This is a genomic window from Tianweitania sp., assembly GCF_032053605.1.
GTDB lineage: Bacteria > Pseudomonadota > Alphaproteobacteria > Rhizobiales > Rhizobiaceae > Tianweitania.
Genome location: NZ_DAMBUH010000009.1, coordinates 18,627 through 32,240 on the forward strand (window position 1 = coordinate 18,627; position 13,614 = coordinate 32,240).

General features: G+C 58.8%; 12 protein-coding genes. 6 read left to right on the plus strand and 6 right to left on the minus strand.

Translation table 11 applies throughout. The features are described 5' to 3' along the window. Position 1 precedes the first annotated feature (1 nt). The 4 genes from RTX98_RS04015 to deoC all read right to left on the minus strand — a co-directional run bounded on the left by RTX98_RS04015 (position 2) and on the right by deoC (position 4,358). Positions 2 to 979: an ABC transporter permease gene (locus RTX98_RS04015; protein WP_312794765.1), complete on the minus strand. Its 978-nt coding sequence runs from the start codon at positions 977 to 979 to the stop codon at positions 2 to 4. Beyond that, a complete protein-coding gene (locus RTX98_RS04020) occupies positions 979 to 2,472 on the minus strand; it encodes a sugar ABC transporter ATP-binding protein (protein ID WP_312794767.1) in 1,494 nt (497 codons plus the stop codon). The genes RTX98_RS04015 and RTX98_RS04020 overlap by 1 nt, the downstream gene beginning before the upstream one ends. A 68-nt stretch (positions 2,473 to 2,540) precedes the next feature. Continuing rightward, positions 2,541 to 3,587, minus strand: coding sequence for an autoinducer 2 ABC transporter substrate-binding protein (locus RTX98_RS04025; protein WP_312794770.1), 1,047 nt, complete (start codon positions 3,585 to 3,587; stop codon positions 2,541 to 2,543). A 75-nt stretch (positions 3,588 to 3,662) separates the two neighbouring features. Then, positions 3,663 to 4,358, minus strand: a complete 696-nt coding sequence (gene deoC / locus RTX98_RS04030) for a deoxyribose-phosphate aldolase (RefSeq protein WP_312794772.1) — start codon at positions 4,356 to 4,358, stop codon at positions 3,663 to 3,665. A gap of 138 nt (positions 4,359 to 4,496) precedes the next feature. Between deoC and RTX98_RS04035 the strand changes: the two genes are divergently transcribed. The 6 genes from RTX98_RS04035 (at position 4,497) to RTX98_RS04060 (ending at position 11,008) form a co-directional block, all read left to right on the plus strand. Continuing rightward, positions 4,497 to 5,228 (plus strand): DeoR/GlpR family DNA-binding transcription regulator, encoded by a 732-nt coding sequence (locus RTX98_RS04035; RefSeq protein ID WP_312794773.1) that lies wholly within the window; start codon positions 4,497 to 4,499, stop codon positions 5,226 to 5,228. A 31-nt stretch (positions 5,229 to 5,259) separates the two neighbouring features. Beyond that, positions 5,260 to 5,628 (plus strand): DUF1294 domain-containing protein, encoded by a 369-nt coding sequence (locus RTX98_RS04040; RefSeq protein WP_312794774.1) that lies wholly within the window; start codon positions 5,260 to 5,262, stop codon positions 5,626 to 5,628. 122 nt (positions 5,629 to 5,750) lie between these two features. Continuing rightward, a complete protein-coding gene (locus tag RTX98_RS04045) occupies positions 5,751 to 6,731 on the plus strand; it encodes a sugar ABC transporter substrate-binding protein (protein ID WP_312794775.1) in 981 nt (326 codons plus the stop codon). A gap of 76 nt (positions 6,732 to 6,807) precedes the next feature. Further along, positions 6,808 to 8,316 (plus strand): sugar ABC transporter ATP-binding protein, encoded by a 1,509-nt coding sequence (locus RTX98_RS04050; protein WP_312794776.1) that lies wholly within the window; start codon positions 6,808 to 6,810, stop codon positions 8,314 to 8,316. Beyond that, on the plus strand, positions 8,313 to 9,323 hold the full coding sequence (locus RTX98_RS04055; RefSeq protein ID WP_312794777.1) for an ABC transporter permease: 1,011 nt from the start codon (positions 8,313 to 8,315) through the stop codon (positions 9,321 to 9,323). Before RTX98_RS04050 ends, RTX98_RS04055 begins: the two co-directional genes overlap by 4 nt. Positions 9,324 to 9,502: 179 nt before the next feature. After that, on the plus strand, positions 9,503 to 11,008 hold the full coding sequence (locus RTX98_RS04060) for a DASS family sodium-coupled anion symporter (protein WP_312794778.1): 1,506 nt from the start codon (positions 9,503 to 9,505) through the stop codon (positions 11,006 to 11,008). A gap of 153 nt (positions 11,009 to 11,161) precedes the next feature. On the opposite strand, the gene RTX98_RS04065 is transcribed toward RTX98_RS04060, so the two are convergent. Both RTX98_RS04065 and RTX98_RS04070 read right to left on the minus strand, forming a co-directional pair. Continuing rightward, positions 11,162 to 12,298 (minus strand): response regulator, encoded by a 1,137-nt coding sequence (locus RTX98_RS04065; RefSeq protein WP_312794780.1) that lies wholly within the window; start codon positions 12,296 to 12,298, stop codon positions 11,162 to 11,164. Positions 12,299 to 12,348: 50 nt separating this feature from the next. After that, the gene (locus tag RTX98_RS04070; RefSeq protein ID WP_312794781.1) at positions 12,349 to 13,575 is read right to left on the minus strand and encodes a PocR ligand-binding domain-containing protein; all 1,227 of its coding nucleotides are present in this window, start codon (positions 13,573 to 13,575) and stop codon (positions 12,349 to 12,351) included. Between the last annotated feature and the right edge of the window lie 39 nt (positions 13,576 to 13,614).

Genomic DNA, 13,614 nt, shown 5'->3' on the forward strand with positions numbered 1-13,614 from the left:
GTCAACTCCCTGCCTTCGCCTTGCGGCGGTCTCGCAAAGCCGTGACGGCGGTGGCGACGACGATAACCGCGCCCACGACGACGCTTTGCCAGGTGTTGTCGACGCGAAGGATGATGAGGCTGTTCTTGATCAGCACGAGCAGTGCGACACCCAGGATCGTGCCAAGTACCGAGCCTCGGCCGCCGAAGATCGAGGCACCGCCAAGCACGACGGCTGCAATGACATCGAGTTCGTAGCCGACGAAATCACGCGGGTTTGCCAGCCAGATCATCGACGCATGCAACAAACCGGCGAAACCCGCCAGCGCACCTGCCGCAATATACACGGCATAAACGATGCGCCGGGTCGGAAAGCCCACTCGGCGGGCGGATTCCGGATCGCCTCCGTAGGCATGCAGGCCGCGTCCGAGCATGGTGCGGGTCAGGAACAACCAGACCAGAACGGCAAGGCCGAGATAAACGAAGATCATCAGCGTCAACTGGCTGCCGGCGATCGAAACCGTGGACCGGCCAAAGCCGATAAGAGACTGCGGCATCCGGTCGATATTCACGATACTGGTGCCAACAAGCCCAAGCAGAAGACCACGCACCACCGACGCGGTGCCAAGCGTGACGATGAGCGGGATCATCCGGAACGTATGGATGAACACGGCATTCAGGAGCCCGCAAAACGCGCCGATGAGCGTCGCGGCGATGAATGGAAGAACGACCCCCTGATACCCGAAATGGTTCATGGCGATGACAGTCAGATACATCGCCGCCGCCGCGAAGGCTGGGAAAGAGACGTCGATGCCGCCCGAGATCATCACCAGAAGCACCGCGAGTGCCATGATGCCGATCACCACATTGGCGCGAACCAGATTGAAAAGATTGTCTGGCTGCCAGAATGCGGGATTGATCGCGCCGATGATGACGATTGCGGCGAGGAGGACGAGCGCGACGGCTGCCTGAGAGCGGTGCAGAAAAGCTGGGAGGCGCATCAGTCGAGCCCTTTGAGACGGGCATGGATGTCGTCTTCTTCCACGCCAACGGCTTGGATCTCGTCGATCAAGCGGCCACGATGCATCAAGAGGATGCGGTTACAATTCTGAATGAGCTCGGGCACATCATCGGAAATCATCAGCACCGAGAGTCCGTTCTCAACGGCGAGTTTACGAAGCTGTCGGTGGATTTCGGCCTTGGACCCGACATCGACACCGACGGTCGGACCATTGAGGATGAGCACCTTGGGGCCGGTTTGAAGCCAGCGCCCGATAACGACGCGCTGCTGATTGCCGCCGGACAGGAGCCCGACAGCCTTTTCGATGCCAGGAGTGGCAATCCGCAACGAGGACACCGTATCCTCGGCTGCTTGAGAAAAGGCCGTTTTGTCGACAAACGGTCCGCTCGACAATCGGTCGATCACACCGGCATTGATGTTGCGCGCAATGGACTGCGTCATGAACAGCCCCTCGGACAAGCGGTCCTCAGGCACGTAAGCGATGCCCGCGTCGATTGCCGCGTTGACCTCCTTGGCTTCAATCGCATGCCCGTCGATTTCGATCCACCCGCCGTGGTCAGGAGACAAGCCGAACAGTGCGAGTGCAAGTTCCGTCCGGCCTGAACCGAGAAGGCCCGACAAGCCCACGATCTCGCCGGCGCGCAGGGAGAATGAAACATCCTCGACCCGGCCAGGAACGGAAAGACCGGCAACGGCAAGACGAATGGGCGCGTCAGAGGGCGGACCTTCGTATCCCTCACCGCCGATCTCTTGCCCGGTCATCGCCTTCGTTATGGAGCCTTCGGTAAAATCGGCGGTCGAGCCCTCGGCGACCTTGCGGCCGTTGCGGAAGATGACGATCCGCTCGGAAATCTCGAGCATCTCGCGCATCTTGTGGCTGACAAAGAGCACCGCGATCCCCTTTGCTTTGATCTCGCGGACCAATGCGAAGAGACGATCGATTTCCCGGCCCGTCAGCGCCGTGGTCGGTTCGTCCATGACCAGCAGACGCACCGGCGACATCAAGGCACGGGCAATGGCGACGAGTTGGCGGTCCGCGGTTGAAAGAGAACCGACCTCAGCTTCGAGATCGATGGAAACGCCAAGTCGATCCAGCGCTTCTTGTCCGATGCGGCGCGCCTCAGCCCGGTTCATCAACTGGCGCTTTTCGCCAAGGAAACGACTGAGTGCGAGATTTTCGGCAACCGTGAGGTTCGGAAACAGCGAGAAATCTTGATAAATCACCTGAACGCCGCGCGCGATGGCCTCACGCGGCGAAAGGGTGGCGATCTCTTCGCCATCGAAGACCAGCCGGCCTTGTTCAGGGCGGTAGATTCCGGAAAGCACCTTGATCAGCGTCGATTTGCCGGAACCGTTCTCGCCGGCAAGGCAGACAATCTCTGCCGGCTCGATGGAGAAATCGACATTATTGAGCGCCGTCATTCCGGGAAAGCGCTTGGTTATGGAGGTTAGTTCGATCAACGGCGCTTGCATGGCCGCTCCTTGCCTTCGCGGACGACGAAACGGGACGCTTGCGCGCCCCGTTTGAAGATTGCCGGCGATTAGAACGGATACTTGTCCATGTTCTCGGCGGTGACGCCGACCCAACCCTGCCCATAAAGCAGGTTCGCGGCACCGCCCTGCGGTGTCGTGAGGTTCTCGTAGCCACCCAGGCCAAGGTTCAAACCAGCCTTGATCTCGGCCTTCTTATCCGTGAGAGCCATGACCGCCAAGGTGTTCATTGCGTATCCGGCAACGGCCGGGTCCCAGAACTGGATGTATTGAATGTCACCATTCTTCAGATACTCGCCTGCAACCGAGGGCAGACCGGTACCAGCGAAGAACAGCTTTTCCTTCAATCCACGTTCCGCGATCAACCGACCAGCGCCGGCCGACGTTGGCATCGGACCACCAAGAATGCCCTTCAGCTTGGGATAGGTGGTCAGCGTTTCAGACAGACGTGTATAGTCGGTGTTGGCGTCATCATAGGTTTCGAGACGCTTCGTGGCCTGCTTCATGTTGGGGAAGTTGGCTTCCTGATAGGCAACCGCGCCATCAATCCATTCGTTCTGGGACTGGGACGTCAAGCTGCCGACCGTGGTGACATACTCACCCTCGCCGCCCATGCTCTTGCCCAGTACTTCCATCAACTTGGCGCCGTAGGCCTTATTGTCGAACGCTTCGAGGATATAGTCCGCGTTCTTCAGGTTCGACGCCTCATGGGCGATCACCACGATGCCGCGATCACGTGCTTTCTGAAGCACAGGCTCGACGGCCTCGATAGAAAACGGGACGATCGTGATTGCATCGACGCCCTGTGCAATCAGGTTTTCAACGAGCTGCACCTGAGCGGCCGCGTCGGCAGCGCTCGGACCGACCTGCCAAACGTCGTGCCCGGTGTCCTCGCCGAACTGCTTCACGCCCTCGCGCATACGGTCGAACCAGGCGATACCGTCGACCTTCACAACGGTGGCGATAACGAACTTCTTGCCCGTCACCTCAGCCGAAATGTCCTTGCGCGCATTCGTGGTGTCAACGACACGTTGGGCGAGTGCGGGTCCTGCCAAAAATGGCAGAACCGCCGCCAAAGCCAAGATCTGCTTTCTCATTCTACTTCCTCCCGTATGTTTCAATTAAAGGATCGGACGAACACTGGCCGCCCGACATTCCTTTCCGCGAGACCGTCAGTACCCCGCCGGCGCGTCGCTTGCTCCCGATACGATGGCCACACTGGCGCTGGCACCTATGCGGCTGGCACCAGCCTCAACCATCGCAAGCGCAGTCTTCGCATCACGGATACCGCCCGAAGCCTTGACTCCAAGCTTGTCGCCAACGATCCGGCGCATCAGCTTGACATCATCGATCGTTGCGCCGCCAGTTGAGAAGCCTGTCGATGTCTTAACGAAGTCAGCACCGACCTCAGCCGCGATCCTGCAAGCGGCTTCCTTCTGCGCATCGTCGAGCAGTGCAGTTTCAAGGATGACCTTCAAGACCTTGCCCCGACAAGCATCGCGTACGGTTTGGATATCCGCCTCGACGCGCGCAAGATCGCCTTCACGAAGAGCGCCGATATCCAGAACCATGTCGAGTTCGTCTGCCCCGGCCTTTACCAAAGCTGCGGCTTCGAGCGCCTTGCTCTCCGCTCCAGACGCCCCAAGAGGAAAGCCGAGAACGGCGCAGGTCTTGACTGCACTGCCCTTCAGGCGTCGGGCCACAAAGCCGGCATGGACGCCGTTGACGCAAACGGACGCAAAGCCGTGCTCCAACGCCTCGTCACAATGACGTGCCACATCGGCCCGCGATGCGTCCGGCTTGAGCACGGTATGATCGATGAGCCCAGCGAGTTCAATGCTCGCCTCCGCAGCCTTGTTCGTGCTCATCCTGTCCTCCCGTCTGTGATAATCTTCACAGAATATGTGATATGTCTTCCATGAACCTGTTGACCGGTCAAGCGAACAATTTGACAATTAGCGGGATCGAATGGGATGGGCGGTTGATAAGGTCTGAGGATTGTTAAGGTGAAGAAGCCTGAACGCTTGGCGATGCTCGCCGCACAACTCAAGGCAGAGGGCGTGCTTCACCTCAAGCAGGCTGCTGAGCGTCTCGGCGTTTCAGAGATGACGGTTCGGCGCGATCTCGCTGCAGCACCAGACACGTTCCACTATCTTGGCGGCTACATTCTTGCGCCTCAAACCGAGCGTGATGGTCTCTACCGGTTAGATAAGGAAAGCGACGAACACGCAGAAGCAAAGGACGCGGCGTGCAGGAGGGTTGCAGCCCTGATCGAGCCCGGCGATACGATCTTCCTGGATTGCGGAACAACCACTCCGCATCTGATTGCCTATTTGCCAATTGAAGTGCCGCTGACCGTCGTCTGCTATTCGCTGAATATCGCGAACCGTCTAGCTCAGCGGCCCAACATTAGGATGATCCTTCTGGGGGGCCTGTTCCATCCCGCCGCGCAAACCTTCTCCGGCGACGAGGCTATCCACGCGATGGAGCATCTACGCATCAATCACGCGATCCTTTCGGCCGGCGGCGTACACGAACAGCAGGGCGTCACATGCTCGAACTTCAACGAGGTGCCGATCAAGCAGATCGCAATGCAGCGCGCGCTTCGCAAAACCCTGGTGATCGACGGCAGCAAGCTGCGAACTGTGAGACCCGCCTTTTTCGCAAAGATCAGTCAGTTCGACGAAATCGTAACCGAAAATGGATTGCTCCCGAGAGCTAGTCATCAAGGAGCTTAATCAAGCTTCTTACATCTGGCGCTTGGTGGGAATGGCGCCTACCAGCGCTCATTCCACGACGAAAGACGACGCCTTGCAGTTCGCACTCGTGTTCATCGGTTACCTCGTCGGGGTAAATCTGCTCGCCTATGCTGCGATGGTGCTCGACAAGAGCAAGGCCAGGAAAGGCGCAAGACGCATTCGCGAGACGACGCTTCTAAACCTGGCTTTGATCGGCGGTAGCTTCGGAACAATGATTGCGCAGCAGACGATCCGGCATAAGACGCAAAAAGAGCCCTTCCGTTCGAGGCTCCGCGGCATCATCCTGCTTCAGGCGTTAGTCGTCGTCGCACTCACTTTGGCTTTGATCATGACAGGATCGCCTGAAGCGCTGTGGCAACGCATCGCGTCGTTTATTTGATCGGACGTGCCCGGCTACGTCATCGCCGACGCCCCCTGCCAGCCATATTGACAAGCAAACCATTCTACATCCTCCTTGCTCTTGCCTTCGGCTAGCGTCGCCGAGCATTTTGGGAGGAATGCATGACCAAGCTTTTCACCGCTTCTGGGGCGGGTTCATACCGACTTTCGCGCCGTCACTTGCTCGTCGCTGGTGCAGCGGGAGCAGGCACCCTGCTTCTTCCGTCTCTGCAAGCGCTTGCTGCCGATAAGCCAAAAATCGGTCTCGTCATGAAGTCGCTCGCAAACGAATTCTTCAAGCAAATGCAGGCGGGAGCAGAAGACTACGCCGCCAAAAACACCGACAAGTTCGAGTTCGCCGCCGTCGGCATGAAGGACGAACGCGATTTCGCCGCGCAGGTGGATGCTATCGAGAACTTCATCACGCAGCAGTTCAACGTCATCGTGTTGGCGCCAGCGGACTCCAAGGCCATGGTGACTCCGGTTAAGAAAGCACTTGAGGCCGGCATCAAGGTCATCAATATCGATGTCGCCCTGGATGAAGAGGCCAAGAAGCAGGCAGGCGTCGATCTGGCCTTCTTCGGACCCGACAATCGTGAAGGCGCGAAGCTCTCCGGCATGGCACTTGCTCAAGATCTCGGCAAAGGCGCCAAGGTCGTCATTCTCGAGGGCAATCCAGAAGCCGACAATGCCAAGGAGCGCAAGAAGGGCTTCGACGATGCAGTTGCAGCAGGAGGTTTGACCCTGCTGGACTCCAAAACCGCGCATTGGGAAACGGAAGAAGCCAATACGTTGATGACCAATTTCCTGACGCAATATCAGGACATCCAGGGCGTGATGGCTGCCAACGATTCGATGGCGCTTGGTGTGGTCAAGGCGCTCGATGCGGCCGGCAAGTCGGGCCAGATCAAGGTCGTCGGCTTCGACAATATTCCTGCCGTTCAGCCGCTGATCAAGGCAAACAAGATGCTTGCCACCATTGATCAGTTCGGCGCCCAGATGGCAGCAATGGGCATCGACTATGGGATTGCGGAACTGGCCGGAGAGACGCATTCCGGTTGGGTCAAGACCGATATCAAGCTGATCACGGCCAAGGACCTGTAAGAAACTCAGCAATCGCGAGGGAAGCGCTTGATCGAGCGCTCCCCTTCCCGAGCGCGCAGTTTCAAGGGAACGGTCTATGCAGTCAGCCGATGTAATTTTAGACCTGCAGGGTGTCGGGAAAATCTTTCCGGGCGTGGTCGCGCTCGAAGGGATCAGCCTTCAGCTTCGACGAGGCGAGACCCACGTCGTGCTGGGCGAAAACGGTGCTGGCAAGTCGACGCTCATCAAGCTGCTCGCCGGCATCTATCAGCCTGATTCCGGCGAGATTCTTTTGGACGGACAGCCTTACAGGCCCAAGACCCCGCACGACGCGCAGGCTCATGGGATCCGTATCGTTCATCAGGAACTCAACCTGCTGCCCTACCTCTCGATAGCCGAAAACCTGATGCTTGAGAATCTTCCAAGGCGACGGTTCGGGATGGTGGATCGAGCGGCACTGAACCGCCACGCCAAGGACCTCCTGGCTCAGGTCGGTCTGGCTGTGGACCCTCGCACGTTGGTTGCCGAGCTTGGTGTCGCCCAGATGCAGTTGGTGGAGATCGCCAAGGCTGTTGGCTACGACAGCAAACTGTTGGTGCTGGACGAGCCGACCGCAACGCTGACGCCGCCTGAAATCGAACGCCTGTTCGTCATCATCAAGCGCTTAAAGGCCAAGGGCGTTACGATCGTCTACATTTCCCATCGGCTGCATGAGGTGTTCGAAATCGGCGACAGGGTCACCGTTCTTCGCAATGGTCGACTGATCGAGACGAGTGACCTGGAGGGACTGACCGTTCCTCATCTCGTGCGCAAGATGATCGGCCGCGACATTACCGACGAATATGGCTTCGACCCGGAGATCGTGCCGGGTGCCGTTGCGCTCGACGTCAAAGAACTGAAGCGAAAATCGGACTCGGCGCCGGTCTCCTTCTCGATCCGCCATGGCGAAATCGTTGGCGTCGCAGGGCTGGTTGGATCAGGACGCACAGAGTTGATGCGCGCGATCTTTGGCGCTGATGCTAAGACAGCCGGGGAAATCCGGATTGAAGGCAAGCTGACGAGAATCGGCTCGCCGCGAGACGCTGTGAAGGCTGGCATCGGCTTCCTGACCGAGGACCGAAAGAGCCAGGGGCTGCTCCTCGACATGCCCGTAGATATAAACTGCACGATTACCGACCTGAAGAAGATAGCCCACGCCGGGCTGCTCAACCGCCGCGAAGAGAAGTCGGCATCCAGCACGCTGGTCAAACAATTGCGGGTCAAAACAGCCTCTACCGACACGCCGGTGCGCAACCTGTCCGGCGGCAACCAGCAGAAGGTGGTCCTCGCCAAGTGGCTGTTCCGCGGCACATCCACCCTGATCCTCGATGAGCCGACACGCGGCGTCGATGTCGGTGCCCGCCGCGAAATCTATCAGTTGCTGTGGATGCTGGCGGCCAGTCAGAAGGCGATCGTCATGGTTTCCTCCGACCTGCCCGAACTGATCGGCATGTGCCACCGCATCATTGTTTTTTCCAACGGCAAGCTGGTGGGCGAGTTGCCACGGTCGCAGTTCGACCAGGAACGGATCCTGTCGCTAGCCTATCAGGAACATGTCCAATCATGACCGATCTACCCGCTTCTTCCGACCGTGGCCCCACTGCCGAGCGTTTCAAGGTGAAGCGCTTCCTTCTTCGCGACGCCGGCGTCTTTCTGGCGCTGGTTGTGATTACCGCCGTCTTCTCGTTCACCGCGCCCTACTTTGCCACGTCCGGCAATGCCCTCAAGATCTTCGTCCAGATTGCCATCAACACGGTCCTTGCGGCCGGCATGACCTTTGTCATTCTCACCGGCGGCATTGATCTGTCCGTCGGCTCGGTTCTGGCGCTTTGCACTGTGGTCGGCGCGCTGATCATGACGTCGGGCATGGAGCCCGCTTTGTCGATTCCGTTGGCAATCCTGGCCTGTATCGCAGTGGGCGGAGCGTGTGGATACATCAATGGCAGAGTTTCGACCTACTGGAGGGTGCCGTCGTTCATCGTCACTTTGGGTATGCTCAATATCGCGGCAGGTGCGGCGCGGGTGGTGTCCGACAACTCCACCATCACCGGTTTGCCCCAAGGCTTCGTTGATTTCGGTAACCTGATCATTGGCGGCTTTCTACCTTCGATCTTCTTGGTCGCGGTCGCGGTGATCGCCGTCGGCTGGTTCATTCTCCGCTTCACGGTCTTCGGCCGCATGATCTATGCCGTCGGCGCCAATGACGAAGCGGTGCGCCTGTCGGGCCACAATCCCGATACCTACAAGATTGCCGCCTTCACCATCTCCGGCGTCACCGCAGGCGTGGCTGCGATCGTGTACTTGCTGCGACTGAACATAGGCAGTCCGATCGCCGGCGTGGGTTACGAACTGAACGCTATTGCGGCCGTCATCATCGGCGGCACCAGCCTGTTCGGTGGCAAAGGCTCCATCATCGGCACCCTGGCGGGCGCCTGCATCCTCCAGGTCCTCGCCACTGGCCTTCAACTGCTGGGCGTCGGAGACAACTATAAACCGATCATTATCGGCGCTGTGATCATTCTCGCTGTGATCGTCGACACCTATCGCGAAAAGCTGCTGCGCAGAATGAGGTAGCTCGTGCGGTATGTGGAGTGCGTCTATCAAAGGAGCCGCATCACGTTCCGACCACATCGTGTCGACGATTTTCTCGCCTGGTTTGATCGACATCAAGGGCACCCAATCCCTGTTGTGCGATCCCCGATGCGGGAGGTCAGAAAGCGGGCGGTTGCCTGCAATGTCCGAAGGACACGGAAGTGCTTACACATGCTACGGCGGTATACCGCTACTTGAAGGAGGCAGTTCCCTTCAAGATCATCCCGGCCGTGATTACGACAGTCGTGCTGTTGACCCTGCTGGCCATTCCAGCGCCTGCCGGCCTCGACGAAAATGGCTGGGTGATGCTCGCCATCTTCCTCACCACGATCCTGGCAATCATCCTGAAAGTCATGCCGATCGGCGTCATGGCGCTGATGGCGATCGTCATCGTTTCGCTGGCCAAGGTGACGTCACCGACCTCGAAGGCCGCCGTTGCCGATGCCCTCAGCAGCTTTGCCAATCCCCTGATCTGGCTGATCGTCATCTCGATCCTGATCTCTCTTGGCCTCAGGAAAACGGGGCTCGGCCGTCGTGTCGGCCTCCTCTTCATCGCCCTTCTGGGAAAGCGCACGCTGGGTATCGGCTACGGGCTGGTATTCTGCGAGCTTGTGCTGGCGCCATTTACGCCCAGCAACACGGCGCGTGGCGGCGGCATCATCCATCCGATTATGAAGTCCATCGCCAACGCGTTCGAATCGGATCCCGGCAAAGGCACGCAAGGCCGAGTCGGCACCTACCTGGCGCTGGTGAACTATCACGCCAATCCGATCTCTTCGGCCATGTTCCTGACCGCAACCGCCGCCAATCCGCTTGCCCTGGACTATGTCTCCAAGGCTACGAACGGCGCGCTTCACCTGACCTGGACAACTTGGGCGCTGTGCATGCTCGTACCAGGCCTCATGGCTATGTTCGTCATGCCGCTCGTGTTGTTCGTGCTCTCGCCTCCAGAACTGAAGAAGACGCCGGACGCCGTCACCTATGCCCGTGGGGAACTGGCCCTCATGGGTCCGGTGTCGCCCAAAGAGCTGATCATGATCGGCACGTTCCTCATGCTGCTTGTTCTTTGGGCGAACGTTCCCGCGATGATTTTCGGGGCGGCTTACACGCTCGATCCGACCATGGTGGCAGTGCTCGGTTTGTTTGCGCTGTTGATCACCGGCACGATCGACTGGAATGACGTTCTCGGAGAGAAGAGCGCCTGGGATACGCTGATCTGGTTCGGCGCGCTGGTCATGATGGCCGACCAGTTGAACAAGCTCGGAGTCATAGCCTGGTTTTCCGAGGGAATGAAGAACGCCATCGTGACGGCCGGGCTTTCCTGGCAGCTTACAGCTGCAGTTCTTGTCCTCATCTTCACCTTCGCGCACTACATGTTCGCAAGTGCCACCGCCCATGTCAGCGCCATGATGCTGGCCTTCCTATTGGTCGGCGCCAGCCTGATACCGGCCGAATACCAGGCGCCCTTCATGCTGATGATGGTGGCCGGCTCGACGATCATGATGACCTTGACGCACTATGCCACGGGCACTTCGCCGATCATCTTCGGCAGCGGCTACATCACCATGGGCAAATGGTGGGGCGTGGGCTTCGTGATGTGCGTCATCGAACTGGCGATCTTCGCCGCGGTCGGCGGCGTCTGGTGGCGCGTTCTCGGCTACTGGTGACACGCCAGTCGCCGGCCACGAACTGACCGACGCCAATGTTCGGTCAGTTCGCACGCCGACTTCGGTGCAAAACCAAAAGGGCGATGATCAACTCATCGCCCTTTTCTTACGGATGTATGCTCGACTTCAGTTTATTGAAGAACCGCTGGCCGCTTACTGCACGCCGACTGCTTGATCCTCGCCGCCACTTCCAGCCGCAGGTTTGTGAAACTGGCGCCGATATTCGGATGGCGACACGCCAACCTCCTTTTTGAAGGCTTTGCAGAAGTAGTTGGCATCCGTGTAGGACAGGTCCAGCGACACGTTGGTAATGGGCAGATCGCTGTTTTGCAGCAGTTCCTTGGCACGCTCCATACGTTGTGCCTTGAGGTAGGAAATGAAGGTCATGTTCATTTCCTTGCGGAACAACCGGCTGAGATAGCACGGGCTGACATTGGCAAAATCGGCCGCGTCTTCCAGTGAGATACCCTTTTGAACATTGCGCTCGATGAAGTGCAGAACCGTCTGGATCCGCTGCGCAGCCGAGCCACCTCTTTCGTCGCTTGCTTCAAACAGCATGTCCGTGACCTGGCTGAACAGTTCCTGGACCTTGTAATGGCTGCGTGCGTCGAGCCGTTGGCTGCCGAGTTCATCCACCTGCCGCGCCAGGACCGGCGTGAGATCCCGGCCGGATTGGGCGAGAATGTCGATGAGGATTTCGATTAGGTCGAGGACATCGTGGCGCGGAGCGGTTTCACGATGAGCGTAGATCGTTTCCAGCCTGCGCCGCACCAGCTTTAGGCAGTCGCGATAAGCGCGCTGTTCGACATAGGCCAGGATGCGCTCGCGAATGTTCTTGCCGTCTTCGGCGGGATCGGCGGGCGACTGCCCAACGGCCTGTACGCTGACATCTGGATGCTGCGGTGTCGCGGGCAGCGAAGACGCTGAAGCCTGGCAGTTGCGCACGGCTTCGAGCAGCGCTTCGGTCCGCACTGGCTTCAGCAGGAAGCCGTCCGCCTTAAGCTGGATCGACGATTGCATGATCTCGAAGTAATCATAGGCGGTGACGATCAGCACCTTGGTCGGCAAATGCCGGTCGCGGATCATCTGCAGAAGTTCCATCCCGTTGGGACGCGGTATCTTGATGTCCAGCAGGATGAGGTCGATCCTCTGCGTGTCGAGCAGATGCAGCGCTTCGGAGCCGTTTTTTGCCTCACCGACGATATGAACGTCTTCGATATTGCGCTCAAGGATGGATCGCACGGCACGGCGTTCGAGTTCCTCGTCTTCGACAAGTGCGATGTTGAACATTGATCTTCCAAGAATGGCATTGGGCTCGGGGGTTGTGACGGCTAGAGTCGTCAGAACTCGGCAGGATCGAACGTCATGGGGAAGCGTAGCCGCACCAGCGTGCCGCGTCCGTGGCGATAGGGGCTGACAATCTCCAGCCCGTGATTGGCGCCGAAGTAGTAGCGGAGCCGGCTGTCGACATTGTAGATGCCGATGCTTTTTCGGTCGCCATGATCGGCCTCGCCGCGCAGCACTTCCTGCTTGCGCTCAGGCGTGATGCCGTCGCCATTATCCACCACGTCGACGATCAGGTCGGCGCCGTCGGTGTAAGCGGTCACATCGATCAGGCCGCCACCTTCGCGCGGTTCGATCGCATAGTTGATGCAGTTTTCGACGATGGGCTGCAGGACCATGAAGGGACAAAGCACCTGCATGAACTCTTCCGGCACGTTCAGCGCGAACTCGAACCGGTCGCCAAGGCGCAGCTTCAGCAGGTGCAGGTAGTTGCGCATGTGGTCGACTTCCGTGCGCAAGGGCACGAATTGCGAGCCGTTCTTCTTCAGGATGTAGCGCATCATGTCCGAGAAGGCGTAAACTGTGTTTTCGGTCTCCTTGGCATCCTCGACGAGGGCGAGGCGTCCAATCGTGTTCAAGACGTTGAACAGGAAATGCGGGTTCACCTGATAGGACAAAGCCTGCAGTTCGGCCTCGCGCAAAAGCTTTTCGAGTTCGGCGCGCTTCTTCGACTCTTCGGCCAGGCGCAGATTGTTGGTGTAGAGTTCCTCCGTGACACCTTTCGAGTAGCTTTCCTCGACGATGTGGGAAGCGATGTAGAAGAGGGAATAAGCGGCCGAGCGGAGCCTTTCATAGGTCACTTCGGCAACGCGGCTGTGCAGTTCAAGCAGTTGCGGATCCTCGCTCCACGACGCTTCCGTGGGGAAGATGTCCGAAAAGTCCACAAGGCCGGGCGCGACTTCATCCGGGGCAAGCTTCACCTGGCCACAGATCACGGCGCCGAGATACTCACCCCGCACGATGATCGGTGCTGCAAAATCCACCAACTGGGCATGGCACCTATAGATCGAGGGTTCACCGGTCGATAGGGCTGTCTTTCCGCCGACAGCATCACAGTGGAAACAGCGTCCGCGCCATTCGCCACGTGCGCGGACGGATTGGCAGAAGCTCGAGAACCCAGACGGTTTGGTGACCGGCACACCCTCGGGATCGACGATCACCATCGCCACGCCGACTGCGACGCTGAAATTGTCCTGAACCTTCTGGAGCATGTCGGTGCTCATCAGTTCAAGAAGGCGTTTGCGTTGAGCGGCCGCTGCGAC